General features: G+C 69.3%; 22 protein-coding genes. 17 read left to right on the forward strand and 5 right to left on the reverse strand.

What is annotated here, in order from left to right:
• Positions 1–338: 338 nt before the first annotated feature.
• The 5 genes from HGB44_RS28915 (at position 339) to HGB44_RS28935 (ending at position 10,514) form a co-directional block, all read left to right on the forward strand.
• A complete protein-coding gene (locus HGB44_RS28915) occupies positions 339–4,541 on the forward strand; it encodes a hypothetical protein (RefSeq protein WP_061082633.1) in 4,203 nt (1,400 codons plus the stop codon).
• Positions 4,535–5,755 carry a TRAFAC clade GTPase domain-containing protein gene (locus HGB44_RS28920; RefSeq protein WP_231972590.1) on the forward strand — a complete coding sequence of 407 codons (1,221 nt, stop codon included), beginning with the start codon at positions 4,535–4,537 and terminating at the stop codon, positions 5,753–5,755. The genes HGB44_RS28915 and HGB44_RS28920 overlap by 7 nt, the downstream gene beginning before the upstream one ends.
• A 99-nt stretch (positions 5,756–5,854) precedes the next feature.
• Positions 5,855–8,563, forward strand: coding sequence for a GTPase-associated protein 1-related protein (locus tag HGB44_RS28925; RefSeq protein ID WP_061082632.1), 2,709 nt, complete (start codon positions 5,855–5,857; stop codon positions 8,561–8,563).
• Positions 8,560–10,344: a TRAFAC clade GTPase domain-containing protein gene (locus HGB44_RS28930; protein WP_231972589.1), complete on the forward strand. Its 1,785-nt coding sequence runs from the start codon at positions 8,560–8,562 to the stop codon at positions 10,342–10,344. Before HGB44_RS28925 ends, HGB44_RS28930 begins: the two co-directional genes overlap by 4 nt.
• The gene (locus tag HGB44_RS28935) at positions 10,341–10,514 is read left to right on the forward strand and encodes a hypothetical protein (RefSeq protein WP_168444193.1); all 174 of its coding nucleotides are present in this window, start codon (positions 10,341–10,343) and stop codon (positions 10,512–10,514) included. Before HGB44_RS28930 ends, HGB44_RS28935 begins: the two co-directional genes overlap by 4 nt.
• Positions 10,515–10,555: 41 nt before the next feature.
• On the opposite strand, the gene HGB44_RS28940 is transcribed toward HGB44_RS28935, so the two are convergent.
• Positions 10,556–10,861, reverse strand: a complete 306-nt coding sequence (locus HGB44_RS28940; RefSeq protein WP_061082631.1) for a helix-turn-helix domain-containing protein — start codon at positions 10,859–10,861, stop codon at positions 10,556–10,558.
• A 309-nt stretch (positions 10,862–11,170) separates the two neighbouring features.
• Here HGB44_RS28940 and HGB44_RS28945 point away from each other — a divergent pair, with 309 nt between their 5' ends.
• From HGB44_RS28945 to HGB44_RS28970, 6 genes are all read left to right on the forward strand, one after another.
• Complete coding sequence (locus HGB44_RS28945; protein ID WP_061082630.1) at positions 11,171–11,500, forward strand: hypothetical protein; 330 nt, start codon at positions 11,171–11,173, stop codon at positions 11,498–11,500.
• A gap of 32 nt (positions 11,501–11,532) precedes the next feature.
• Positions 11,533–11,787, forward strand: coding sequence for a hypothetical protein (locus HGB44_RS28950; protein WP_168444194.1), 255 nt, complete (start codon positions 11,533–11,535; stop codon positions 11,785–11,787).
• A gap of 41 nt (positions 11,788–11,828) precedes the next feature.
• Positions 11,829–12,338, forward strand: a complete 510-nt coding sequence (locus tag HGB44_RS28955) for a hypothetical protein (RefSeq protein WP_231972588.1) — start codon at positions 11,829–11,831, stop codon at positions 12,336–12,338.
• A 150-nt stretch (positions 12,339–12,488) separates the two neighbouring features.
• Positions 12,489–13,733, forward strand: a complete 1,245-nt coding sequence (locus tag HGB44_RS28960) for a hypothetical protein (protein WP_168444195.1) — start codon at positions 12,489–12,491, stop codon at positions 13,731–13,733.
• A gap of 116 nt (positions 13,734–13,849) precedes the next feature.
• On the forward strand, positions 13,850–15,250 hold the full coding sequence (locus HGB44_RS28965) for a hypothetical protein (protein ID WP_168444196.1): 1,401 nt from the start codon (positions 13,850–13,852) through the stop codon (positions 15,248–15,250).
• Positions 15,251–15,410: 160 nt separating this feature from the next.
• Positions 15,411–16,676: an outer membrane protein assembly factor BamB family protein gene (locus HGB44_RS28970; protein WP_231972592.1), complete on the forward strand. Its 1,266-nt coding sequence runs from the start codon at positions 15,411–15,413 to the stop codon at positions 16,674–16,676.
• 60 nt (positions 16,677–16,736) lie between these two features.
• On the opposite strand, the gene HGB44_RS28975 is transcribed toward HGB44_RS28970, so the two are convergent.
• Both HGB44_RS28975 and HGB44_RS28980 read right to left on the reverse strand, forming a co-directional pair.
• Entirely contained in the window at positions 16,737–17,177 is a 441-nt protein-coding gene (locus HGB44_RS28975; protein WP_168444197.1) for a hypothetical protein, read from the reverse strand.
• A 103-nt stretch (positions 17,178–17,280) separates the two neighbouring features.
• On the reverse strand, positions 17,281–17,844 hold the full coding sequence (locus tag HGB44_RS28980; protein WP_061082246.1) for an ATP-binding protein: 564 nt from the start codon (positions 17,842–17,844) through the stop codon (positions 17,281–17,283).
• A 215-nt stretch (positions 17,845–18,059) separates the two neighbouring features.
• Here HGB44_RS28980 and HGB44_RS28985 point away from each other — a divergent pair, with 215 nt between their 5' ends.
• The 3 genes from HGB44_RS28985 to HGB44_RS28995 all read left to right on the forward strand — a co-directional run bounded on the left by HGB44_RS28985 (position 18,060) and on the right by HGB44_RS28995 (position 19,602).
• Entirely contained in the window at positions 18,060–18,920 is an 861-nt protein-coding gene (locus tag HGB44_RS28985) for a helix-turn-helix domain-containing protein (RefSeq protein ID WP_082768511.1), read from the forward strand.
• Positions 18,917–19,159 carry a DUF397 domain-containing protein gene (locus tag HGB44_RS28990; protein WP_061082248.1) on the forward strand — a complete coding sequence of 81 codons (243 nt, stop codon included), beginning with the start codon at positions 18,917–18,919 and terminating at the stop codon, positions 19,157–19,159. Before HGB44_RS28985 ends, HGB44_RS28990 begins: the two co-directional genes overlap by 4 nt.
• A gap of 155 nt (positions 19,160–19,314) precedes the next feature.
• Positions 19,315–19,602 (forward strand): YciI family protein, encoded by a 288-nt coding sequence (locus HGB44_RS28995; RefSeq protein ID WP_061082249.1) that lies wholly within the window; start codon positions 19,315–19,317, stop codon positions 19,600–19,602.
• A 66-nt stretch (positions 19,603–19,668) separates the two neighbouring features.
• Here HGB44_RS28995 and HGB44_RS29000 read toward each other — a convergent pair whose 3' ends face one another.
• The gene (locus tag HGB44_RS29000; RefSeq protein ID WP_061082250.1) at positions 19,669–20,088 is read right to left on the reverse strand and encodes a VOC family protein; all 420 of its coding nucleotides are present in this window, start codon (positions 20,086–20,088) and stop codon (positions 19,669–19,671) included.
• A 160-nt stretch (positions 20,089–20,248) separates the two neighbouring features.
• On the opposite strand from HGB44_RS29000, the gene HGB44_RS29005 reads away from it, so the two are divergent.
• The 3 genes from HGB44_RS29005 (at position 20,249) to rpsN (ending at position 21,975) form a co-directional block, all read left to right on the forward strand.
• Positions 20,249–21,343: a CobW family GTP-binding protein gene (locus tag HGB44_RS29005; protein ID WP_061082251.1), complete on the forward strand. Its 1,095-nt coding sequence runs from the start codon at positions 20,249–20,251 to the stop codon at positions 21,341–21,343.
• A 90-nt stretch (positions 21,344–21,433) separates the two neighbouring features.
• Positions 21,434–21,670 carry a 50S ribosomal protein L28 gene (gene rpmB / locus HGB44_RS29010; RefSeq protein ID WP_061082252.1) on the forward strand — a complete coding sequence of 79 codons (237 nt, stop codon included), beginning with the start codon at positions 21,434–21,436 and terminating at the stop codon, positions 21,668–21,670.
• Positions 21,670–21,975 carry a 30S ribosomal protein S14 gene (gene rpsN, locus HGB44_RS29015; RefSeq protein WP_061082253.1) on the forward strand — a complete coding sequence of 102 codons (306 nt, stop codon included), beginning with the start codon at positions 21,670–21,672 and terminating at the stop codon, positions 21,973–21,975. The genes rpmB and rpsN overlap by 1 nt, the downstream gene beginning before the upstream one ends.
• 242 nt (positions 21,976–22,217) lie before the next feature.
• Here rpsN and HGB44_RS29020 read toward each other — a convergent pair whose 3' ends face one another.
• On the reverse strand, positions 22,218–22,685 hold the full coding sequence (locus HGB44_RS29020; protein ID WP_061082254.1) for a YkvA family protein: 468 nt from the start codon (positions 22,683–22,685) through the stop codon (positions 22,218–22,220).
• Between the last annotated feature and the right edge of the window lie 561 nt (positions 22,686–23,246).

Raw genomic sequence — 23,246 nt, forward strand, 5'->3', positions numbered from 1 at the left:
TCGCTATATGTGCAGTTCACGACGGTTCTCCAGACGCGCGAACCACCCGCGGACACGCGCGAACCCAAAAGGCCCGTGTTCTCCCCGTCAACGCACGCATGAGGGGTATGCTCGTGACCCGAAACGGCCGCGCAGGGAGAACACGGGAAATCCCCGGCCGTGAAAGGCGGAGCCGATGCAGGGACACGAAGCGACCGGAACCGGCGGGGCGGGAGCGATCACCGCCTCCGGCTCCAGAGGAGCCGCGTGAACTGACCGGCACCGCCTCCGGAGCCCGCCGCCCACCCCCCTCGCCGGACCGTACGACCACGACCACACGAGGGGAGCGGGATCGCACGATGCCCTGGGACGCACAGGAACGCACACGCTACGAGGACGAGGTGCTGGTGGCCGCGCGCGCCCACGGGCTGCCCGCGGACCTGTTCACGCGCTACGGTGTCGGACCCCGCCTGGAGTTGCGGTTGTGCGCCGACCCGGCCGCGTTCACCGAGCACGTCAACGAGGTGTGCGCCTACTGGCGCGCGCTCCAGAGCCGCCGCCGCTCCCTGAAGGAGGTGCTGGTCGAGCTCGTCGCCGAGCACGAGCGGCTGGAGGGCGAGGGCGCGCTCACACACGCCCACTTCCGACAGGTCCGCGCCGACGAGGCCCGGCGGGCCCTGAGTGCGTGGGCCGAGGTCGCCGAGGGCCTGACCACCACCCTCCTGGACCGCGAGACCCTCCGGTCGATGATCGCGCCGGTGGGTGTCACCGAGGCCGACGCCGAGCGCGTCCTGCTCGACCACGACGTGCGCGTCGTGGACCGGCTTCCCGAACTGGACGACGCCCTTCCCGAGCACACTCTGCGCGCCCTGCGCGAGCACCTGCGCACCCGGGGTGTGCCCTTCTCCCCCATGGAGGTCTTCGGCGAGCGGCGCCTGGCCGAGGGGTTCACCGTGCTGGAGGGTTTCCGGCTCCGCGACGGCACCGCCCTGGACAAGGCCGCCCTGGACGAGGCGGTCCAGCGCGTGCGGCTGGAACCGGAGTCCGAGGGCAGGACGGCGGCCGAGAACGTGCTGGAGATCCTGCGCGCCGAGGGCGACCGGGCCGACGCCCTCGTACTGGGGGAGATCGTCGGCGACCTGCGTGAGCGCCCGGAGGCACTGGCCGAGCCCGGCCTGGTCCGGCACTGGGTCCGCCGGGGGCTGGCCGAGGAGGAGGCGCTGCTGCTGGCCGCGGCCGTACGGCGGTCCGCCTCCGGTACCGACGCACCCGCCCGGGCGGAGCAGGACGTGCACGACCTGCTCGCGGACAACCGGCTGCGCCAGGCGCAGGAGGCCGCCGAAAACCTGCCCGAGGACCACGACCTGCACGAGCGCCTGCGCGCGCGGATGCACCAGGTGGAGGAGTTGACCGCGCAGGCGGAACGGGCGCTGCGCGCGGGCGACCGCGAGGAGGCCGCCCGGGCCCTGGCCGCGGCGGCGGACGCGGCCGCCGACGACGAGGCGCTCACCGCCCGGCTCGGCGAGGTGGCGACGCTGCCGCCGCGCGGTGTGGAGGCCCGGGTCGACGGCCGGAGCGTGGTGGTCTCCTGGCAGCCCAGCCCCGCTCCGGCCGGGTCGGTCACCTACCGGGTGACGCGGCGCACCGGACGGGACGGGAGCGCCCGCGAGACGCTGGTGGGCGAGTTGTCGGGGAGCGAGATCACCGACACCGGCGCCCCCGTGGGAGCGGAGGCGCGCTACGCGGTGGCGGCGGTGCTCGGCGGCACCGGGGTGTCGGAGGAGGTGTCGTCCGCGCCGGTGATGATCGCGCCGGAGGTCTCCTCGCTGCGGGTGCGCGCCGGGGAGCGCTCGGTGTCCGGATCCTGGCAGGCCCCGGCGGAGGCGGTGCGCGTGGAGGTGCTGCGCGGCGTGGGAGCGCCGCCGCGCGGCGCGGGCGACGGCGTGCGTGTGGAGACGGACGGGTCGGGGTTCTGCGACACCGACGTCGAGATGGACGTGGAGTACCACTACCGGGTCCGCGCGGTCTACGTGACCTCGAACGGGCACGCGCGGGGGTCGGCGGGGCTCGTCCGCCGGGCCAGCCCGGGCCCGTGCCCGGAAGCGGTGCGGGACCTGTCCGTGGTGCCGGACGGCGGCGCGGACTTCCGGGCCTCGTGGACGCGTCCCTCCCGGGGGAGGGTCGTGCTGCGGGTCGGGGAGGAGCCGCCCGAGTGGCCCCTCGGCACGGTGGTCGGCCCCGACGACCTGGAGTCCTACGGCCGTGAGGTGGACCAGACCCCGGTGGCCGACGACGAGGGGTTCCCCGAGAGCCGGGGAGTCGGCACGAGGGGCGGAGCGGGTGTTCGCGCAGGCGCGGGCCGCGCCTCGGGTCCGCTCCCGGGGTCGGTGACCGGCCACGCGGACCTCGCGCGCGGAGGGCTGCCCAGTGAGGAGAGGGAGGGCGTGCGCGTGCTCGGGCCCGGGGAGAGAACCACGGGCCACACCCGCGCCGACACCCCCCCTTATGACGCATCCGGTCCGCACGCGTCACGCACCGGCGCCGCAGTGCCCGAGGAGACCGGGGTCCGCCCCCGCGAGGGCGCGTTCCACGACACGGGACACGCGCACCCCGCGCCCCACGAGGAGAACGGGCACCGACCCCGCGGGAGCGCCTTCCACGACACCGGCCACACGCACCCCGTGCTCCCCGAGGAGGGCGGACACGGGGATACCGAGGGCGTCCGCGTCCTCGGTCCGGGTGAGAGGAGCCCGGCCGAGAACCGGGACGCCGACCACGGCACGGACGCGCGACGCGGAGGCTTCGCCGACGAGGAGGGAGAGGGAGTCCGGATCCTGGGTCCCGGGGAACGGCCCTCGGGGCGGACCCGCACCGCCCCCGGTCAGGACACCCGCACCCCGCACACGCCCTCCGGCGGCTCCGCGGCTCCCGGAGGCGCCGAAGGGGAGCGCGTTCCCGACCCCGCCGAGGGAGCCGGGGATCGTACCCTCAGCGTCGGAAGGCACGCCAGGCTCTCCCCCGCCGCGGAGCCCCCGGCACCGGAGGCCACCGGGGAGGGGGACGGTGTCCCCGGTGCTCCCGCCCGAACCGGAGCGGACGCCCGCGACGAGCGGAACCGCTCCGCGAACGTCCAGGCGGTACCCCCGGCCGACGGCTCCGACCTGCCGCGCGTGGTGCTGCCGTCCCCGCCCGCGGGCGGGGAGGGCGAGGGCGCCCGCGTGCTCGGCTCCGCCGGGCGGGCCGACGCCGAGCTCCATGACGGCGAGGCCCGTACGGCGCACCCTCCGTCGCACCGCACCACCGCGGGCGAACGGCCGGGGACCGGGTCGGGCGGTGGACCGGTGGTGCCCCCGCAGGGGGTCGCCCTCCACGACCGCGCTGAGGGTTCCGCCGCCACGGGCCTGCTCACGGACGCGGCGGCCCGCGGAACCGGGCACGGCGGTACGGCCACGCACTCCAGACACGGGGGACCGGAAGGTCCCGGGGCACCCGAAAGCCGCGTGGCGGAAGGTCCGGGAACACCCGGCGGCACACCCGGAGAGGATGAGAAGGCCGGGACTCCTGGGACGCCCGGGGATCACGGTGCGCCAACGTCCGCCCGGGCACCCGGAAACCCCGGAACGCCGGCGACTCCTGGTGTCTCCGGGGCCCATGGAGCAGAGACGACCGGAGCACCACCCTGGCACCGTGGAACAGCGGCGGCCACTGGTGTTCAGAGTGCCCCCGGGGCGGCGGCGATCGGAGCGGCCCCGTGGAACCGCGGGGCGACCACCACAGCGGTATCCGGGAACCGCATGACCGCGGCCGAGGAACAGGGCGCACACCAGGCACAGGCCGCACAGGAGGAACGGGAGCGGGTGGCGTTCACCCTGGATTCGGGCACCAACCACATCCTGGCGGTGACGGTGGCGGGCGACCAGGCGGTCGTGGGCGTCTCCGTGCGGGTGACCGCGGCCCCTCCCGTGGAGGGGCTGCGCGCGGAGCGGTTCGACACCTCGGTCCGGCTCGGGTGGACCTGGCCCGAGGACGCCTGCGCGGCGATCATCTCCTGGCGTCCCGAGGAGCGCGGCACGGAGACCTGGACCGGCGGCGAACTGCGCTGCACCCGCCGCCAGTACTCCTCCGACGGGGGCTTCGAGACACTGATGGGCCCCGAGTCGGTGCGGGTGGACGTGCGCGCCGTCGTCCCCTTCGAGGGCGGGGAGGCGGTGAGCTCCGCCGCGAGCGTCACCGTGCCCGGCCGGGCGGTGCTCGACTACCGCGTGGAGTCGGCGGGCCTGCTGCGCCGGGACCGGGTGGTGCACCTGGTCGCGGAGGAGGACTGCACCATGCCCGAGGTGGTCGTGGTGTACGCCGACGGCCCGGTCCAGCCGTACACCGCCGACCAGGGAACGGTGCTGGCTGTCCTGCCCGCCCAGTACCTGTCGGCGGGCGAGTGGGTCTCGGTGCGCGTACGGCCTCCGCGCGGCACCGGCCAGGGCTGGCTGATGTGCTTCCCGGCGGACGACGACGGGACGGGGGTGCGGCTGCGCCAGCCCCCGGTGAGGGAGTTGAGGTGCTGAGGAGCCTGGACGCCGTGCGCTCGCTGATCCCCGTGGAGGGCCGCCTCCTGGTGTGCCCCTACTGCTACGCGCGGTTCGCCGAGCGCCGTATCCGCTTCCGGTGCACCGGGCGCCCGGGACCGGACGGGCGGGTGTGCGCGCCGGTGGAGGACCCCGCGATCCGCGCCCAGCTGGGGAGGCGCGAACGGCTGCCGCCGGTCTTCGAGGCCGACGGGCGCGGTGCCCGGGCGGTGTGCCCGGAGTGCGCGTCGACCACCGGCAGACAGGTGTGCGCCACCTGTCACGCCCAGCTCCCCGTGAACTTCGGACGGATCCGCAGCCGGATGATCGCCCTGGTCGGGGCGCGCGACGCGGGCAAAACGGTGTTCATGACGGTGCTCATCCACGAGCTGATGAACCGTGTGGGCTCCCGGTTCAACGCGTCAGTGGGGGGTTCGGACGACCAGACCCGGCACCGGTTTCACGCCGACTACGAGACCCCGCTCTACGAGGAGGCGCGGCTGCTCGGCGCCACCCGGCGCACCGGGGTCACCCGCGAACCGTTGGTGTTCCGGTTCACCACCCAGCGCCGGGGCCTGGGCGGCAGGCGGCCGCAGCACACGCTGCTGTCGTTCTTCGACACCGCCGGGGAGGACCTGACCTCCGGGGAGAGTGTGGAGGCGAACCTGCGCTACCTCAACAGCGCCGACGGGATCATCCTCCTGCTGGACCCGCTCCGGATGGAGGGCACCCGGCAACTGGTCCGGGCGGGCAGGCGACCGCCCGCCCGGGACAGGGCGGAGAGCCGCCCGCTGGACATGCTGGGGCGCGTCACCGACCTGCTGATGAGCCGCCCCGGAGCCGTCAACAGGCTGATCCAGGTGCCCATGGCGGTGTGCCTGACCAAGATCGACGCACTGCACGGTGAGCTGGACGAGGGGTCTCCGCTGCACCGGCCGCAGCCCACCGCGCCGTTCTTCGACGAGTCCGACAGCCAGGACGTGCACGCCCAGATCCAGCAGCTGCTGCACCGTTGGGACGGCGGCGGGGTGGACGGCCACGTGCGCAACCACTACCGCAACGCCCGCTACTTCGGGGTGTCGGCCCTGGGCGGCGTCCCCGACGCGGGCAACCGGGTGCGCGGCGGGGTGCGCCCCTACCGGGTCGCCGACCCGTTCCTGTGGATGCTCAGCGAGTTCGGGGTCATCCCCTCACGTGAGGCGTCCTGGTCCTGAGCCCGGCCCGGCCGACCCGCCGGGCCGCGGTTCCCGGGTCCTTTCCGAACCACCACCGAACCAGACCCCCCGCGACGACCAGACCGAAGGGGTGCGCCGATGGGCTTCGCGCAGCTGTACTACACCTCGTGCGAGCACGGCCTGTCCGGTTACGCCGGGTACCAGTTCAACGCGGCGACCCCCGGGGTGGACCCCCGGGTGCTCAGGGAGGTCGAGCGGTTCACCGTCTACGAGCCGCCGCGCTCCCGCGAACGCGTCGACGAGCATCCGGTCAACCTGTGCTACTCCCCCGACGTGGGCGGGGTGCCGGTGCTGAGCCGCGTGGTCTCCAGCGGCGACGACCCGTCCGGGAGGCCGGGCAACTACTTCGCGCACAGCCTGGTGGCCGTGGGCCCCGAGGGCTCCGGCCCGCTGCCCGCGGAGTTGTGGGAGGCCGACTTCTGGGCGGAGGAGCCGGTCGGCGACCCCGGCCTGTCCGGGCTTCCGGAGCTGTCCGAACTGGAGATCGGCCCCGGCCCGCTGGACCGCCGGCGCACCGACGCGTGGGTGCGGGGACGTCCGGCGGAGGTGGTGACGCGGCTGCTGCTCGCCGCCGACGACGCCGTGGACGACTCCCGCCCGCTGGTGCTGGTGGCCGACAGCCCGTCCGTGGCGCACTGGGTGGCGGCCCTGAGCCACCTGCTGCCGCCGCGGCGGGCGCGGCTGCTGTCGTTCGCGACCTACTGCGGCGACCCCGACGAGGCCCTCGTGCAGGTCGTCGGGGTCGCACCCGGCTCCGACACCGCGCTGTGGCGCAACCGGTTCACGGTGTACGACCCGGAGGAGGACCCGCCGGACGCGCTCCCCGAACCCGACCCCCGTGCGCGGACCGTCGCCGACCGCCTGGTCCGGCTGGGCACGCGCCGGGCGGCGGTGCTGTGGCGCGGGGCCCGGCCGTACGCCTCGGGCCGCGAGGGCGCGCTGGCGGACTGGCTCCCCGTGCTGGCCGCGGCGTCTTTGCTGGACGGGGACGCTCCCGCGCGCGAGGACCTGCGGGAGGTGCGCGAGTGGCTGTCGGAGGCGGTGGAGTGGCTCGCCCCCGAGCACGCGGCGGCGCTGGTCCACCGGATCCTGGACGCCGACGCCGCGGCGTCGGAGGAGGCCCGCGCCGGTGCGGGGGTCGGCGAACAGAGGCCGGACAGGAACCTGGTGGGCGCGGCGGGCGCGGGGCCCGGAGGGACCCGCGGAACGGTCACGGTACTCGGCGCCGGTGCGGTCCGGCCGTCGGTCGGGCAGCGGGCGCCCGGAGGAGACCGCGGCGGAGCGCCCCGGGAGAACCGGAACGGAGCGTACGGCGGGGAACGGGGCGGGTTGTCCGCGGGTGGCCGGAACGGCTCGCCCAGCGGCACCGGTCTGCTCACGGAGCCGTCGTCGGGAGTCCTGGACCCGGCCGACCTGGCCGGTCTGCAGCGGGTGGCGCACCGGCTGGGCGGTGCGGACGGAACCACCGAGCGGCTCGAACGCGTGATGGTCCGCCGCTCCCTGGACGACATCGCCGCGGGCGGGGGCTGCCCCGCGGTGGCGCCGATGCGCACGGAGTCGGTGCGCGGCACGGCCCGGGAACGGGTCGCCGCCCTGTTGGACGGCGAGTGCGGCGAACTCGCCCCCGACCGGGCGGTGGTGCTGCTGCGCTGGGCCCGGGCCAGCGGTCTGCTGCTCCCCGAGGAGAGCATGGAGCGGTACGGCGGCAGGGTGCTCGCCCCGCTGCTGACCGCCTCGCACCTGCCCTCCCCGGAGGCGCGAGCTCTGGTCGCCGCCCACCCCGGGGTGCGCCGGGGCGCGGCCGCGCACCTGGCCGCGCTGCCCCGCGAGCAGCTGTCGGCCCTCGCGGCCGGACCGGTCGGCGCCCTGTTCGCCGACGACCGCGACGGGTCCAGCGCCCCGCTGCGCGAACTGCGGCTGCTGGCCACCGACAACCGGAACGACCTCCCGGGGCTGCTGTCGTACCTGGTGTCCGTGCGCCGGGAGGGCCGGGCCGCCGGTGCCGCCGGACTCGCCGCGCACGACCTGGACGAGGACCTGCTCACCGACGTGTGGGGCCCCGGGCACGGACCGCGGGCCGCACTGCTGGTCCTGCGCGTGCTGCGGCCCGGGGTCCTGGTCGCGCCGGGGGTGGGCGGCTGGGTGGCCGAGGCGATGACGGCGCCGCCCGAGACGGGCCAGGAACGGACGTGGCGGGAGCTGGTGGACGAGGTGTCCCGGCACTGGCTGCGGACCCGGCTTCCCGAACGCGGCCGACAGGTCGTCATGGAGTGGTCGGAGGTCCGCCCGTCCCTGGTCGCGCTGCTCGCGGCCGGTGAGGACCGGGCGCACGACCGGCTCGCCGCCGTGTACGCGGCCGTCCGGGGGACCCATCCGGCGGTGGAGGAGGTGGCCTGGCGGCTGGTGGTACGCGTGCTGCTGGGGTGGTGTCAGTGCTCGCTGCTGGCCGAGGCCCTGCGGGACTGCCCCGCGGAGGTGTTCGCCGCCTACGGCGAGGCGGTGTCGGCCCGGCTGGCCGACGACCGCCCGGACACGGCCACGGCCGCCCTGGTGTACCGGGCGACGAGGCACCGGGTCCTGGCCGGGCACGGGCGCGCCGGGAGCCTGGACGCGTCGGTGCTCGCACCCGCCGTGGGCGGGTGGCGGCGGCGCCACCTGGCGAGGATGCGCAGACAGCTGCCGCGTGAGTCGACGGCGGGTTTCGACGAGTGGGCGCAGCGCACGCGCGGACCGCGCAGGCGCGGGTTCCTCGGACTGGGCTCGCGGTCGGGCGAGCAGCGGTCATGAGCAGGGCGGCGGGCGCGGAGCGGGCGGCGTTGAAGCGGGCGGCCTCCGCCGGGCGGGCCGCGGACACGGGACGGTCGGCGCTGAGGCGTGCGGCACGGTCGCGGCGCGACGACGGCGGCGTGCAGGTCGGAGCGGCGTTCCTGGTCGCCGTCTGTGCGGGCCTCGGCCTGGTGGTCGTCTATCTGCTGCGGTGGTGGCTGCTCGCGGGACTGGTGAGCGCCGTGGTGCTCGGAGGAGGCGCCGTCCTCCTCGTCGGGTGGTGCGTGCTGGTGGCCTCGTACCTGCGCCGCGTACGCGAGGTGATGTGGGCGGGCGACCACCCGGACGAGCCGCTGCCGGGCACCCGGGACGACCCCGCGCACCGCGCCTACCACGGTGGCCCGGCCTGGTGGGACCTGCGCGCGGTGGTGGGGCACAGCTGGGGCGCCGCGGCGCCGTGGAGCGTGTTCCTGCTGCCGCAGTTCCTGGTCCACGCCCTGGTGGTGGGCCTCTACCTGGCCGCGGCGTGGACCGCCGTCGGCGCGCTGCGGCTCGCGGACTCGGGGCTGCTGCTGGTGCGCCGGATCCGCATGGTGTGCCCGGGGTGCTTCCTGCGGCTGGGTTACCCGGCGTACCTGTGCGCGCGCTGCGGTCGGCGGCACGGTGCCATCCGCCCCGGCGGGCGGGGGCTGTGGCGCCGGGAGTGCCTGTGCGGGGCGCGCCTGCCCACGCTGCTCCTGCTGGGCTCGGCCGACCTGGAGGCGCGGTGTCCGCACTGCGACCGGGGATTGGAGCACCGTCCGGGCGAGGCCAGGGAGTTCGTGCTGCCGCTGTTCGGGGGCACGGGCGCGGGCAAGACGCGGCTGGTGACCGGGATGAACCTGGCGCTGGCGCAGGCCGCGAGCCGGACACCGGAGGCGTACGTGGAGCCGGTGGGCGAGGAGACGGTGCGGCGGATGCGGGACGGCGAGCGGGTGCTCGCGACCGGTTCCCGGACCGCGCCCACTCCCCCGGGCCGCGAGGTGCGGGGGCTGACGGTGCGGGTGGGCGCGGGCGGTAGGACCCTGCTCATGCAGCTGTTCGACGCGGCGGGCGAGCGGTTCAACCGGTCGGCGACCGTCGAGGAGCTGGCCTACCTGGGCCGGGCGACGACGTTCGTGCTCGCGGTGGACCCGCTGGGGATCGAGTCGGTGTGGCGTTCACTGACCTCGCGGGAGAGGGCCCGGCTGGCCGGGGACCGATCGCACACCCGCGATCCGGAACTGGCCTACGGGGCGGTGCGCGACGAGATCCGGCGCCAGTACCGGATGCTGGCCCGGCGCCGGGGCGGGCGGGGACTGCGCCAGGCCCGCCTCGCGGTGGTGGTCACGCGCGGCGACCTGGTGCGGGGGACGGCCATCGCGCCCGGGGAGTCCGACGCGCGCGCGTGGGCGGAGCGGACCCTGGGGCTGGGGAACCTGCTGCGGGACGCCGAGGCCGACTTCGGGGAGGCGCGGGTGTTTTTGACCTCGGCCGTCACCGACGGGGAGGGCCGGGCGGATCCCAGTCTGGGCGCCCTGCTGCGGTGGACGCTGGCCGGGGAGCACGACGCGTTCACCGCGATGCTCGCCGCGCCCCGGGAAGCGGCCGGGGCGGCGCGGGCCCAGGAGGAGCCCGGGACGCCGGGGGTGCCGGGGCTGCCAGGGGGTTCCGGGGATCCCGGGGCATCGGAGGGGTTTCGGGACCCGGGCTATGGTCCCCGGCACGCGCGGCCGGGGAGCACGGAGCCGGAACACCCCGAGTACGCGGAGGAGACCCGATGACCTACCGGGGGGCCGGGCACCGGAGCACGCGCCGGACCGTGGCCGTGGTGACGTACGCGCTCGCGGGCGCGGTGACCGTGGTCGCGCTCGCGGCGGCGGTCTGGCTGGGGGTGGTCACCGTGCAGGGCGTGTGGGCCTACGCCCTGGCGCGTATCACCGAGGGCTCCTGACACAGAGGGGCCGGTCGGCCTGTTCCTGTGCCTGGGGCAGATCAGGTGATCCGGCAGCGCTGGTCGCCGATCTCCACCTCCACCCTCAGCTCTCCACCGAGGATTTCGGCGTATCTGCGCAGGGTTTCGATCTGGGAACGGCCGATGTCACCACGCTCGATGCTCGACACCCTGTTCTGGCTGATGTTCAGCCACTCTGCGAGCTGGACCTGGGTGAGCTCGGACAGCTCGCGAAACTCACGCAGGTGGTAGGCACGCACTTCGTCAAGCATGCGCTTCTTGTGTGCCTCCAGGGCGTCACGATCAACTGGACGCTTGGCCAGCATGTCGTGAAGGCTCGTACCCATCAGGCCTCTCCTCGCAGCTTCTCGATGTGCTCACCGAACAGGTCATCGGCGATAGGGACGTTTTTCCTGTACCAGAGCCCTCGCACGTGCTCTGACCCGTGCCACGGCGTCTGGTGATAACAGCAGTTGGTCCTTGGCCGAATCCGGCCACCCGCCCCTAAGCGGCCATGGCCGGCACGACCACGACTGATCAGCTTCTTCGCCGAACGTGGCATCCGATACCGCTGCCCTCACCGTTGGTCACAACTGCTAACTTACGGAGCATCCCCACCCATACGCCCCCACCCCTCCCCGAAGGAGTCCCCCGACATGGCAGGCGAAGCTGGCGCCAACCCGATCGAGGCCATGAAAGGCGGCGAACTTGCCGAGACGCTCGCCGACGCGATGGCAGGTATCGCCGACATGTACGATTTTCTCCTGGATGAAGCCAGATCAAAAACGAGCAACCCTGATATCGCCAACGGATTCAACCTTTTTAAGAACTCGACGCACCAGTCCTTCCTCGACGTACAGAACCATGGCTTGCAACTCGCCAATAACATTCAAAGCGGCGCCGGCAGCATCGCCCAGGAAGACTGGAAAAGCGCAGAAAATTTCAGCGACACCTGGAGCAGCCACAGAGATATTAATTTTGACTAGCAAATAGAATAAAAAATACCAAAAAGGGAATCATGGGCGAAATTCTAATAAGCTTCGAACGGGACGACATTGACGACTTTAGAGCCACAGCAGACTCAATAAAAGAAGAGTTCCAGATCCTTGAGTCCAGACTCCTGTCGGATGGGCGCACGAAACCAAACAACCTTCGAGTTGGTGATTTTGGATCAGAATATCGAGACGAATACAACTCCGTAAGTACCTTCTTCAATAGAACAGGTGATGACATCGAACTCACTGCCACCGAAGAAGAGCAGGAATCTCAGTGATACCTGTGAACATGGACTAACGAGGGCCCACAAAATGATCCATGCAAATAAGAAAAATATATTGGCCAGCTATCGCCCTGCTGACAACACTTTCCCTCAGTGCTTGCACATCCGAGTTCACCCCGCGCGATAACGATCCTGAAGATAGAGGAAAAGAACCTCACTTCAGTCCTTCCTGGATCACCCGGGAGGTGAGTGTGCGCACCCTCGATCGAATGCTAGAAGAGAACAACCCCAATGAGGTCGTAGCTAACATTGGTGAAAACCGAGAGCTCCTCACTAATTCCCAAATTCTTGTCTACGAAGGAGGCGAGTATCGTGTTGAGCTAAAAAAGGACGATTGGCGAGTACCAAATGGCACCAGGGACAGGATTGATTCCGCTCTCTATGATGCGATGGACTACAACGAGGTCACGTGGTGCGGATCACCTCAAAACGGCCATGTGTTCACTGAAGCCTACGTAGAAGGTTTCAATGGCGCCTTCGAGACCGCCGATGAATACTACGCAAGCATCAATGACTACGTTGACTGCGGAACCGGCGAACCGTAGAAGACCGACAGGCAATCCATGCATGGCACACAAATGCGAATCACACTTAGGCATGTTCGAAGGGCATGTCTCGCGCCAAGCATCGATCTTCGTTTCTAATAGCAAGGACCAACAATATCGACAACATGCATCGGTGTGCTGTGAGTTTCCATGGATGAAGAAGAACCAAGAAGACGGCGTGTCCGGGCACGATGGGTACTACTGGCCATTGCCGGAGTGCTCGTGCTCCTGTGGGGTTCGGTGCCTGTGATCGAACCGGTGGTGACCCCGGATCCACCCGTCATTGAGCACCAGACCTCGGAGGACCTGGACATCACGGCTCCGCAGACGTTGGACAGTGTGGGCCAGTTCGATGAGTTCGTGGCTGACTGGGATCATCCCGATGCCCTGCGACTCGTCGCGGCAGAAACTTCTTTGGTCGCGGTCACCGAGGACGGCGTGTTCGGGGTCGGCTATCCCGGGGGAGAGGAACGCTGGCACTTCCGCATCCCCGGGCAGAAAGTTGCCGTCAGCTTCAGGCCTGATGGTGGCGCGATCCGCGTGGCCTACCAGGTAGACGGATTGCGGTCCGACGAGGTGCATTATGCGGTACTGAATCCCGGGACTGGTCAACGTCAGGAGACGACAATCGATCCTATCCCTATGCCTTCAGGAGGCCTTTCCTCTCTGGCAGATGCCGCATACGATCGTACAAATTTTACGTTCGAAGAGAACCCGCTGACCCTGACTGGCGAGCAGCCGACTAATAAGGACGAAGAGGACGATATATGGCGTTTTGGACTAGCCGCGTACTGCGACGGCACTGAACTCTCCCGGGACGATGTTGAGGTCACCACGTCCACGGAAAACGTCTTTGTCTCGATTCTCTGCCCAGGCACGGAGTCGAGTGTGCTGCTCGCCTTGAACCCTGGGTCAGGCGACCTTGAGTGGAGTCAGGAGTTCTCGGCAGCAGGGGTCGAAACTCCACCTGAGGTGCTCGTGGCGGATTACGACGGTTTGTATATGGGCAAAGAGAATGATCCCTTGCACAGGGCCCTGTATGGTGAATTCGGCACTGATTATCTATACCTCAGGGAAAGTTCTGGTGCATCGTACGAACCCGGCCTGTGGAACGTCGAAGGGATGGAGTCTTGGTTCCTCCCACCCAACACGGACGGGGATCCGACCCCCCAAGCCTTTGTTGTGGGCAGGCACAACCCGATAGACAGAAGCGCTGCGGTGCAGGCGGCAAATCTTCTCGTGGGGGCGGATGTGATGCAGCCTGAGGAATTCCCGGATGAACTGCTCGTAGAGAATTCAGATGGTACGTCGCGCCTGTCCACTATCCACGAACTACCGATGGGCAGCGGTGTTGTCCCCATGATTCTAGAATCGATCGAAGAAGCCGTTTCGTGAGACAAGCACCGCGCAGCGACCGTAATTTCTACAGTGAAAGGCATCCACAAAAATACGGAGAAAAAAATTTGTATAGCTTCATGGGAAATCGAAAAAAGAGAGCACTGAGTTGTACCATGGCAGCGCTCGTTCTTTTCGCGTCCGCGTGTACAGCCGGGTTTGCAACGGAACACACAACGGCATCGGATCCCGTTGGTAGCATCGACATTCCTCGCACGATTACCGAAGTCGGGTGGAACTGGGAAGCTCCAGAGGACATCGTGGTCAACGCGGTGCACACCATACCCTCTGGGGTCGTGGTGTCTGTTTCGGACGGAGTCATTGCACTTCGGGGAGATACCGGAGAAGAACTCTGGAGCTACAGACGGACCGGAACCACAGCTAGTGGAAGTAACGTGACGCCAAACGGAGAGTCCGTGGCTGTTTCCTATCTCGATGAGACGGATACTGAAAGCGAGACAGAGACCACGAAGCACGACGTGGTCGTGCTGGACTCCTTCACCGGGGAGATCACCAGCGAGCAAGTTACCGACTTCACGTTGGTGAACTCGGTTCCTCATAATATTTCTCTTTTGGAACCGACTCCTGAACGGCTTGGGCTGCTCACCCAAGATCACCGGCTCGCCCTTGGCCGCAACAGCGAGAACGATCTCACACTGCGGGCAATCGGTCTTTCCAGCGGCGAGGAGGAATGGGAACAGTACCAGGTGTTCCAGCCCAATGATCAGGGTCAGGAGTTCCTCCCCGGTGAACTCGTCACCGCAGAGGATACGGTCATCGTCACCGGGTCTTTCGCCGACCCGACGGAGACCATGAGCGATCTCGACGCCATCCAGAGGCACACCGCCGTGATCATGGGCCTGGATGCTGGCAGCGGCGAGGAGGTTTGGCGCGTAGAACACGAGTTGGACGCCCCAGTTACCTACAGGGACATCGAACTCAGTACCTACCCCGGAAGTGGGATCGTAGCCGCTGTCATGGAAGGACCCGGTTACTTCGAACAATGGCTCCTGGACCCAGCCACCGGAAATTCCGTGGCGGACAACGTGTTCACTCTCTCAGGCCCTGATGTCATCTCAATCTCCCAGAGCGGCTATGCCACGGTGAAGACGGACCATGAAGCGGAAACTGACACCTACACACGCATGGACTTCTCGGGAAACCTTGAAGAGAAAATTACGGTGGAGGGGGCGGGTGTCCGGATACCGAGAAACTTCATCCTCCCCATGGATTCATCAGTCGCCAGGCTCAATGTCGGACCGACCGATGATGGATGGAAGCCCGCCACAATCGAGGTATTCGACTGGCAGGACTCCACGGACCCCCATGTGATCGACCTGGGTATCGACGTGCACCGCGACCCGCGTGTGGAGGAGGGCGCACGTCCCCTTTTCGGAGTCGCACCGCCCACCGACATGATCCTCGCTCCCGGAGCCATCGTCGTCACCGAGATGACGGAGGACACCACCGTCAGCGACGCGGACACCGAATCGCGCCGTCTGGTCGGCCTCACATAAGTACTTGCGGCAAAGATGTGCTCTCGTGCTCCGGATGGGAGAAGAGAGCATCGCGGTCCACGTCGACTGCGGAACCAGTGAACTGTAGGGAACCAGCAGACACGCCATGCCCGGTACACGAAGACTTCTCCCACTGGCAGCAGTATGCGCGACTGTGCTCATGCCGCTGGCAGGGTGCGGACTTCCCTTCGGCTCCGACCGCACCACCAACGACGAGATAAAGGAGTCGGCCTACCCGGAGCGGGTCGAGCAGGTCGGTTGGGAGTGGCAGCCCCCTGAGGACGCTCGGATCATCGACACCGTTCCAGTGCCCACGGGCGTGGCTGTCGTACTCGATGACGGCTACGTCGTGCTCGCCGGGGACACGGGCGAGGAGCTGTGGCGGTACCGCGCCCAGGACACCGCCCTCGCGGCGTACGCCTCGCGCGACGGAGAGTACCTGGCGCTAGAGGTTGAGGACTCCGAAGCCGGTTCTCTGCTTCTCCGACTCGACCCGTCCACGGGCGAGATCCTTGAGGAGTCCACCCGCGACGAGGCGAGTAGTGACGACATCGGAGTGGACGACGGGTCCTTCAACCGGTCCGTGGACGAGGGAACCATGGTCGTCCGCTCCTCCAGAGGTCCCGCACTAACGGCGCTCTCCCTGGAGACCGGCGACCCGGTGTGGACCCGCGAGGAACCGACCGGGTGCACCACCGCCGACGGCCTGAACAGCAGTACTGACGACGCGGTCGTCCTCGACGACGTGGTCGTGGAGGCTTTCACCTGCGCGCCGAGCGTGGTGCGCGACTTCACCTACACCCGAGAGGAGGATGACGTCGTCATTTCCGGTCTGGTCGGACGTGATCTGCGAACAGGTGAGGAATTGTGGCGCTTCGAGGAGGACTTCGGCGTCGTTGCCTTCCAGTCCATTGATCATCGAAGCCTTGATCCCCTTTCCGACCGGCACCTGGTGATGAGGACGCTGAACTCCCCCAACGTGCTCTTCGACGTGTCAACGGGCGAGGTCATCGGTACATGGGAGGGCGCGGTCATCGGAGCGCAGGAGGACGGATCGGTCGTGGTCTGGTACGCCCGCGACGGGGAGTACCGACGTGAGAACCCCGAAGGAACGACACTGACCACCCTGCCCAACCCCACTGAGGCGATACCGGATACATCCGACGTCACCGGGCTGGGGACGGACAACTCGATCGTCCTGGCAGAAGGCATCGTCAACTCCGGTGAGCACTCTCTCGGACCGGACGCGGAGATATGGTTCCACGGCTGGAACTCAGAAGACAGCCCCGTGGTGATCGATGTGAGTCAGGTCGGCATCGAGGACACTGAAGCACAACTCTTCACCACGGCTGTTCCCGGTGCCGTCGTCCTCAGCTATTCAGAGGACGGTGACGAGGGGCGGGATGTCCTCCTCGGGCTGACCTGAGTACCCACCGTGGCTGGCCCCAACCGGCAAGCAGCCACGGTGGGCGTATGGCGGTGACGATCAGGCCGGGACGCGAGTGCGAACCCATGGGCGGGTGGCGTGCGGGTCGGTGTACGGCCACAGGGCCAGGAGGAGGGCGTCAACACTCGCGGCTTCGAGGAGGCCGGTGGGGGTGACGGCCCAGAAGGACTGGGTGGCCTCGCCGTAGTAGACGATCAGGTGGCGGTGCCGGGCCTGGATCGCGGCGGCCTGGGCGTGTGCCGCGGAGAAACTGCGCCGGAGGCGTCCGTTGAGGGTGGTGGAGGGCGACGGGCGGGCGAACTCGGAGCGGTGGCCGCCCAGGCGGGGCAGGCGCTGGGCGCGGCGGACGCGGCACGAGGGGTGCTCGCAGACCGGGCAGGCCGGGCCGATGAGCGGGGTGCGGCGCGGGAGCAAAGGGATGGGCCGGGGCATCGGTCGAACGTCGTCCGAACGGCGGGGCGAGGGGATAGGGTGCTGCATCAGATCCTCTTTTCTTGCCTATGTCTGGGTTGGTTTCTGGGGGTTCAGGGCCCGGGAGAAGCGCTGCAACGCTTTCCTGGGCCCGTCTCATGTCGGCGGCATGTCAGAGGTCGGTGTGGGTGTTCCAGCGGCTTCCGGTGAGGTCGTAGGCCAGGTAGAACCACACCGTGCGGTAGTGGGCGTTGCCGTTGTCGCCCCACTCGGTGGCGAAGGCGTCCACCATGGCCAAGCCCCGGCCCGATTCGGCGTCCAGGTTCAGGCCGTTCTCCTTGGGTGTCAGGCGGGAGTCCTGCTCGCGCAGGCCGCCCCGGTCGCGGCAGGCCAGGCGCAGGCCGGTGCGGTGGCGGTGGACGAGGAGGGTGTAGCTGCCGCCGGGTCGGCCGGAGAGGCTGTGGCGGATCGCGTTGTTGGCGAGTTCGCTGCCCAGCAGCGTGAACAGGTAGCGGTAGTCGGTGTCCCGTTCGGCGGCGCAGGTGTCCAGGAACGCGCGGACCAGCGGCATCACCGCCGGGGTCCCTGCGAAGTCGTAACGGCGCATGCGGTAGTTGGGCCGCTCGGGCTGCCGGGTGAAGTAGTGGCGGTGGACCGGTCGGATGAAGCTGGCCAGCGGGACCGTGGCTTCTCCCAGCGCGGGCACGGGCATCGGGGCGTGGGCTTTCGCGGGCATGACGAGAACACTCCTTGGCGTGAGCAGGGGTTTCGTGGTGCCCGTTGGAGGAGTCTCACGGATGCCGTGATGCGCGGAACGGGCAGGGCGTAGCCTGACCGACGTGAACTCTGTGTGATCCATCGGTCACTGACTACATCTCCATGATGAGTTCTTAGAATCCCAAAAGTCAAGCTGCTCCTAGGAATCCCTCTAGACCTTGCTAGGCTTCCCCCATGAAACCCAGCTTCAGCCCCACAATTCGCCGACGACGCCTCGCGCGTATACTCCGCGACTTTCGCGAAGAATCCGGACATACGCTAGATACAGCATCTAAAGGGTCAGGCGTGCCCAGAAGCACCATTGGAAGACTCGAAGGCCCCGAAGGCAAACGCATCCAGACAGCTCATCTGGACGCATTGGCTCGGCTGTACAACATGGATGAGGAGTCCTGGAAGAGCCTTCACCAACTGGCCAAAGATGCGGGCGAGCGAGGCTGGTGGTCCAAGTACAAGGACGTCTTCAGTGCTGATGGCCTGCCATCCTTCGAGGTCGAGGCCTCGTGCATCCGGACCTACCAAGCCCAAGTGCTCCCTGGCCTTCTCCAAACCCCCGCCTACACACGAGCCGTCTTCACGGGCACCAACACGTTTCAGGAGGAACAGATCCAGCGCCATGTCGATGGCCGCATGAAACGGCAGGAGATCCTCGAACGCCTCTACCCGCCCGAGTACGTGGCGATCATCGACGAAGCCGCCCTACGCCGGTTCGCGGGAGGAGTGGAGGTGATGAGAGAGCAACTGGACCACCTTGCAGACATGGCAAAGCGCTCAAGGATCTCCATTCACGTCCTGCCCTTCTCCTCAGGGATGCACGCAGCACACCTTGGAAGCTTCCAGATCCTGGAGTTCCCAGAACCAACGGACCCCACCATTGGGTACATGGATACACCAACCTGTAAAATCTTCTCAGAAGAGGACGAAGAGATACGTCGCTATGAAGTTATGTGGCGTGAGGCTCACAACGCCGCACTCACCGCAGCTCAGAGCGTGAGCTTCATCAGGGACCTGGTCACATCGCTGAAGGGCACTGTATGACCGTTCTCAGCTTCAGGAAGAGCAGCTACAGCGGCGCCAGTGAAGACTGCGTGGAAGTCGCCCACATCCCCACGGACTTTCGGAAGAGCACCCACAGCGGCGCCGGTGAGAACTGCGTCGAGGTCGCCGACCTCCCCTGCGGCGCGGCCGTCCGCGACTCCAAGCACCCCACCGCCGGACACCTCCCCTTCCCCGCCGCCGAGTGGTCCACCTTCCTCTCGGTGGCCCGCTCCTGGTAGAACGCCAGCACCCGCTGCGGCCGTCCTCCCGGCCGCAGCGGAACGCTTCCACCCCGACCACGCCCTCCCACCTGCGTCTGTGGCACAGTGACGGCGATCGCGGCACCAGCCGCAGCACCACGCACCCGTGCCCCACACACCCCGGGAGGGAAACCATGGCGATCTTCGCCGTCACCTACACCTACGCCCCCGACAGCGCCGCCGCGCGCGACGAGCACCGTCCCGCGCACCGCGAGTACCTGGCCGCGCAGGACGCCAACCTGTGCTCGGGCCCCTTCGGTCCGGAGGACGCCCCCGGCGCCCTCCTGCTCTTGCGCGCCGACTCCCGCGACGAGGTCATCGCCCTGACCGAGAAGGACCCCTTCCGCCTCCAGGGACTGGTCTCCGATGTGGACGTCAAGGAGTGGTCCCCGGTGCTGGGCCCGCTCGCCGAGCACTTCTGAGCGAACACCGCGGGCCGGGACGGAAGTCGGTTCCGTCCCGGCCCGCGTCATGTGCGGCCCCCGGTGTCACTCCTCGGCGAGGCCGTTGTCCCTCATCCACTGCGGGTCGGGGGCGACCATCTGGAGGATCTCGACGTAGAGGCCCTCCGGACCCGAGACCTGGAAGCGGCGCTGCCCCCAGGGTTCGCTGACCAGCGGCATGATCACCTCCACCCCCGCCTCCCGCAGCCGCTTCTCCTCGGCGTCCACGTCCGGCACCAGGAAGGCGACCAGCGACTCCGCCCTCCCCGAGCGCAGGACCTCGTGCGTGGACGGATGGTCGCGCAGCACGAAGTCGATCGACAGCTTGGGGTGGTCCTCGTGCTGGGTGTTCAGGTACCAGCCGAGGTCGATGTTGACGTTGAAGCCGAAGTGCTCGGCGAACCACGCGGCGCTGGCGCGCGGGTCGTCGCAGAGCACGGCCAGGCCGACGAGTTCGATGTCCACGGTGCCTCCAGGGGATCGCTTCCAACCACTTCAGGCAAAGTACTACGTTCGTCGTGACTATGGCAACCGACTTTTCCCCGGACACCATGCGCGTGCTATACGATAATGATTATCGTTTTCCTGGAAAGGAGGGTGTCCCCTGATGGAGTCGACAACCCCCATGCGCGTCGCCGTGGTCTGCGGCCTGCACCGCCACGCGCGCGGACGCAGCGTGGACGACCTGCTGGCGGAGGTCCCGGGGTCCGTGGCCGTGCACCACGACCTCGACGGAATCGCCGAGGGGATCGTCCACCGCGTCACCCGTGACCGTTGGGGTCCCGTGGACCACAGCCGTGTTCACCTGGACCACCTGTGCGCGTCCTGCACACTGCGCGAGGACCTCGTGCCCGCGCTGCTGCGGCTTGCCGAGCGGGGCGAGCACACCCTGTGCGTCGTGGAGACCTGGGACGGGGTCGAACCCCGGCAGGTCGCCGAGGTCGTCGCGGCCCGGGAGGAGCTGCGGCTGGCCGCGGTCATCGGGGCGGTGGACGCCGACCGCCTGCTGCCGGACCTGTCCGGGCACGACGACCTGAGCGACCGGGACCTGGACATCGCGGTGGAGGACGAGCGCACGGTCGCCGAGGTGCTCGCCCACCAGGTCGAGTACCCGACGGCGGTCGCCGTGCACGGAACCCGCCACCTCGACGAGGCGCGCGCCCTGGTGGAGCACCTCAACCCGGCCGCCGTGGTCGTCCCCGCGGGCGGCGGGCTGGCGGACCTGACGCACGGCCGGTTCGACCCCGAGGCGGCCGCGCACCGGCTCAACCCGGCCTGGGCGCACTACGCCGACCGCGCGGACGGCCGGGTGAGCACGGTGACCTGGACCCGCAGGCGCCCCCTGCACCCCGTGCGGCTGCACGAGGCGCTGGAGCTGATCGTGTCCGCGGGCCTGCGCGGCCGGGGACGGATCTGGCTGGCCAGCCGCCCGGACACGCTGCTGGTGTGGGACGCCTACAACGACGCCCTGCTGTTGGAGAGCGGCGGCCCCTGGCTGGGCGCGCTGCCCGAGGCCGCGGTGGAGATGGTCTCCGAGACCCGCCGGGTCTCCGCGCTCCTGGACTGGGACCCGGTGCTGGGCGACCGCCGCCAGCACCTGGCGTTCACGGGTGTGGACCTGGACGCCCGGCGCCTGGTGTCCCTGCTGGACTCGTGCCTGATGACCGAGGACGAGGCGGGGCAGCCGCTGCGGTCCGACCCCTTCGCCGACGCCCTGTAGGGGGACGGCGCCACGACGGGAGGGCCCTGGACACCCGGGAGCCCGAACGGTCCGCAGAACTGCGGGCCGCGAACGAGAGGAGGGACGATCGTGTCCCGTGTCTGTCAGGTGACCGGGAAGGCTCCGGCCTTCGGAAACTCGGTCTCGCACTCCCACCGGCGCACCAAGCGCCGGTTCGATCCCAACATCCAGACGAAGAGGTACTGGCTACCCAGTGAAGGACGTTACGTGAGGCTGCGCGTGAGCACCAAGGGGATGAAGGTGATCGACGCCCGCGGCATCGAACGGGTGGTCGCCCAGATCCGCGCCCGCGGAGGGAAGGTCTGATGGCCAAGAAGAGCAAGATCGCCCGCGACCAGCAGCGCAGGCGCGTGGTGGCCCGCTACGCCGAGCGCAGGGCCGAACTCGAGCGGATCATCCGCAGCCCGCACACCGGTGAGGAGGAGCGCGCGGCGGCGGTGGCCGAACTGAACCGGCAGCCGCGCGACGCCAGCGCCACCCGGCTGCGCAACCGAGACGCCGTGGACGGGCGGCCGCGAGGGTACCTGCGCAGGTTCGGGCTCTCGCGGATCCGCTTCCGGGAGATGGCCCACCGTGGCGAGCTGCCCGGGGTGACCAAGTCCAGCTGGTAGCGCAAGCGGGATCCGGTCGCGCGCTCGGCGGTGCGACCCCCGACGCCCTGCGGCTCGACCGGATCCGATGCCACGGGCCCCGCGCGGTGCGCGCGGGGCCCGTGTGCGGTTCGGGTGCGGTTCCGGGTTGCCGCCGGGCGGCGGCGGTCCGGGGCAGGGGCGCCCCGGATCGGGGGCGGCCCGACTCAGCCGGTCCAGTCCAGCCTGTTCAGTTCAGACGTCCCGGATCGGAGGCGGCCCGGTCAGCGGCGTACGCGGTCGGTGGAGGAGCGGTGGCCGTCATGGCCGGGGACGCCGTGTCCCTGCTCCGGTCCCGTCTGACCGTCGTACATGCCGTTGCCGTGTCCGCCTGGCCGGTTGGCCTCCTGGAAGGCCTGCTGTGCCTGGTTGTGGCGCTCCCAGAGCACGAAACGCTCGCTCTCGCCGAGCGCCATGGTGGTCAGCCACACGGCGACGGCGACGTCGTCGGCCAGGCCGAGCAACGGAACGAACAACTCGGGGACGAAGTCGACGGGAGAGAGGATGTAGGCCACCAGCGCGAGCATTCCGAGCAGCTTGCCGCTGCTCAGCTCGGGGTAGCGTCCGCGCACCTTGGCGCCGATCATCCGCGGGACGGCTCCGGCCCGCTGCCAGACGGACATGTCGCTGTCGGTGTTGCGGACGACCTGCCAGGCGGCGGCTCCCGCCGCGGCGCGGTTTGCCTTACGCATCGTTCGGTCTCCTCGGTGAGGACGTGGCTTCTCAAGATATGACGCGAAGCCTCCCTGTTTCGTTCCCGCGTGGCGCGGGTCCAATCCCGTACGTGACCGGTGCGACACCTCCGCCCGCCGCCCTCTCCCCCGGACGGAGCGCCCGCATCCCGGGAGGGTTGTCCACAGCCCGCGAAGGGGACTGGTGGGACGGGGAGAGGAAGGGCATCCTTGGAGAAGAAAGGATGAGAGGCATCAAACGCCACCAGGAGGCATCCCAACCCCCACGGACCAACACAGAACCCATACGACCCGAAAACGGTCGCATACCGATCTGTCCACACGTTGGCCACATGCGGCCAGTACAAAACACGTCTGCCCAGGAAGGAGGTGGCGCACACGGACACGATCCGATCCCCTTCGGCCAGCGTGGAGCCCGCACCACCCGCGCCACCGCCGCCGCCCCCTCACGCCCCGACCACTCCGCCACCGCGCACCCCGCATTCCACGGCGACGAACGCGAGACCTCCCGCGCTCCGCCACGCATTCGTTACGATGCGTCCGAGTGCCACCTTCGCAAAG

The sequence above is a fragment of the Nocardiopsis alborubida genome, from assembly GCF_012396365.1.
In the GTDB taxonomy this organism is placed as follows: domain Bacteria; phylum Actinomycetota; class Actinomycetes; order Streptosporangiales; family Streptosporangiaceae; genus Nocardiopsis; species Nocardiopsis alborubida.